Origin of the sequence: Microcystis sp. M049S2 (assembly GCF_020245625.1) — a bacterium.
GTDB classification, from domain to species: Bacteria; Cyanobacteriota; Cyanobacteriia; order Cyanobacteriales; family Microcystaceae; genus Microcystis; species Microcystis ichthyoblabe_A.
The window spans coordinates 1-2,569 of record NZ_JADBUN010000126.1 but is presented as its reverse complement, the minus strand read 5'-3'; the positions used below and the strand labels follow the sequence as shown (position 1 = coordinate 2,569).

2 protein-coding genes are annotated in these 2,569 nt (G+C 36.8%); one reads left to right on the top strand and one right to left on the bottom strand.

The annotated features are described in order from the left end of the window. The coding region (locus tag IM496_RS10800; RefSeq protein WP_287661912.1) for a transposase at positions 1 to 110 on the top strand (110 nt) is incomplete at its 5' end. A gap of 2,276 nt (positions 111 to 2,386) precedes the next feature. On the opposite strand, the gene IM496_RS10795 is transcribed toward IM496_RS10800, so the two are convergent. Continuing rightward, a partial coding sequence (locus IM496_RS10795) for a transposase (RefSeq protein WP_287661911.1) occupies positions 2,387 to 2,569 on the bottom strand: 183 nt, incomplete at its 5' end.

Here is a 2,569-nt window from a genome sequence, read left to right as displayed (position 1 = left end):
GATTAATTGAGGGAATGAATACCAAAATAAAGCTTATTAAAAGAATAAGTTATGGATTTACCAATTTTGAACATCTTCGACTTAAGCTGTTTGCTTGCTTTAATTTATAACAAAAATTAACACACGAAAACCAGAAGAGCCCTATTTTAGAAATAGGTTGAGAAATTCCACTAACTCCACTAATTTTCTTTAAATCCAAAAATACAGGACCACGAGGTGCGCTAGGACAACCTATATCTAGCAGTAATTTCGTAGTACAATTTTTGGGATTTCCCCATGTACCTGGATAAAGCAACCAACTTTTATCACCTAAGTCTTCAATTTTCTCAACTCCGACACGGGGTAAATATTCCACTACTTCTCGTGATTTAGGGTCGGAAGATGAAATTAAAGATAAATTATCATGGAGGTTGTATATCTTCCCCCCTCGATGTTTTTCTTCACAACGAGGATCAATAGATGTGGGAATCGTAAATTTAGTACAGATACTTAATTCACTAATGTCCGACTTAGGATAACTCGCATGACCACCCAAACCGACAAAAACATTAGGTTGAGCAAGAATATCATTGCGGCTACCTAAGTTAGTTGAAAATAGAATATTGTTATCCTTAACTAATTCTGTCCATTCAAAAATTTCTCCTCCTTCGGAAATAAACTCACTCACCAAGAAAATGTGTTCGCCAAAAGCAACTCGACAAGGATAGTAGTATCCATCCCGATCCTTCTGTAAAAAGACCGTTATTCCTTCCCAATCTCCTTCATGATTATTAAATCCGTTGTGATCGTACCAATTGCTATAGGGATAGTGAAAATAATAGTTAATTGCTAATTCTTTAATCCCTGTTTTTTTGTTATCTATTTCTAAATTATCATTTTCAACGATTGAGGCATAAATTTTAGCAGGAGTTTTTTTACTTCGACTGTAAGCACCTTTGATATCGGTTTTAAATTGACTAATATCTAAGTAATCATCTGCATTTCCTCTATCCTTAATAGTGGCTTTAGTTTCGGCTTTCCAAGTATTTTTATTAACATCAAAAGGAACTTGATATTCTTCCTCTGGCTCAAAATTCAAAATAGGAGTAAAATAGTTAATTAATTGGCTTTTAGAAACAGGAACTTTGGTTTTAAATATTTTTTGACCTTTCTCCTGAATCTTGAGAAAATATTGAGAATTTGTTTCAGGATAGTCTGCCACAAATAAGGAATTGATTTGATTTGTCGGTTGTTTATCTAAGCCGAAATCCCTAGTTGTATCACCAACAACTAAACCTATTTCAAATTTAATCTCTTCTACTATAGGTATTTTGGGTACGATAATTTTATTAATTTTAAAGGTATAAATCCCTTGGGTAAGCTCTCCCACAGGAATATTTTCTGCGAAACCTCTAGGCAATTTAACTGTCTTCTCAGTATTATCATCTCGATTAACAATATTTATTGTAACTAAATCGCTTAATTGCCATTTTTTACCAGAAAGAGTTCGATTTTTTAAATCGATATAATAACTACCTTCTTTCTCGACTTCTACCGTCCAGTTAACGGTTATTTCCTTATCTACTCCTGCGGTTGCCCACCAGCGATCGATCCCTAATTTGGGTGTACCATCTGGTTGAATGGGGCTAAAATAATTATCAATTTTCTGCTCTGTTTGAGATTGCCCAATAGCCGGTTGTGGAGTTTGAGCCACGACAGAAGCGCTATATTTAGCATCAGGCAGACAGTAACTCAACAGAAAAACGCCACAGAGAGAGAGTGCCAGCAGCTTTCTCAAGAATTCCTCGCCAATAATGGCAAGAAATGCCCCTAAAGCCACCCAAAACCAACGCAACCGAGTTTTCACGCTTCGACCTCCTGACAATTTGGCTCTCCATGCCACCGAGAGATAGCTAGTTAACGGCTCATTGTATCACCAAAGCCCTCGAAGCAATCTTAAAGCTCCCCTAGCCATAACAATTTTTTAACACTCCCCTGCCTAAAGTCTTGGGGATTCTTGGTTCACCGAGATTACTTGCTTAGACAGAATTTCTCCTGAGAAAGTAGAGGCATTCTCGACAAGTGCGCGCGGTTTTAGCCAACTGTACTTAGGGGCAAGTGTCATAAATCCACTGATCTATTAGTTATGATTGAGATAAACTTCTTAAAGTAGAGTTATTATTCACCTTATGTCTGAACCGCAGTATCCTGACTTTACCGCGCATGGCTACCAAGTGATTGAGCAACTTGGTCGCAACCCTTCTGCTGGCAGAGTATCATACAAAGCATTAAGTATTAATACTGGACAAATTGTGGTGATTAAGCAATTTCAGTGGGTAGGAGGAAGTAGCACTCTTGATGGGGAGAGACAAATTGGGCTCTTCTGGTTTTCGTGTGTTAATTTTTGTTATAAATTAAAGCAAGCAAACAGCTTAAGTCGAAGATGTTCAAAATTGGTAAATCCATAACTCATTCTTTTAATAAGCTTTATTTTGGTATTCATTCCCTCAATTAATCCGTTGGTTGTATGATTTTCAAAGTAATTACAAATACCCTGCAAATGCTTCTGGATCATGCTGGCACCACTTTC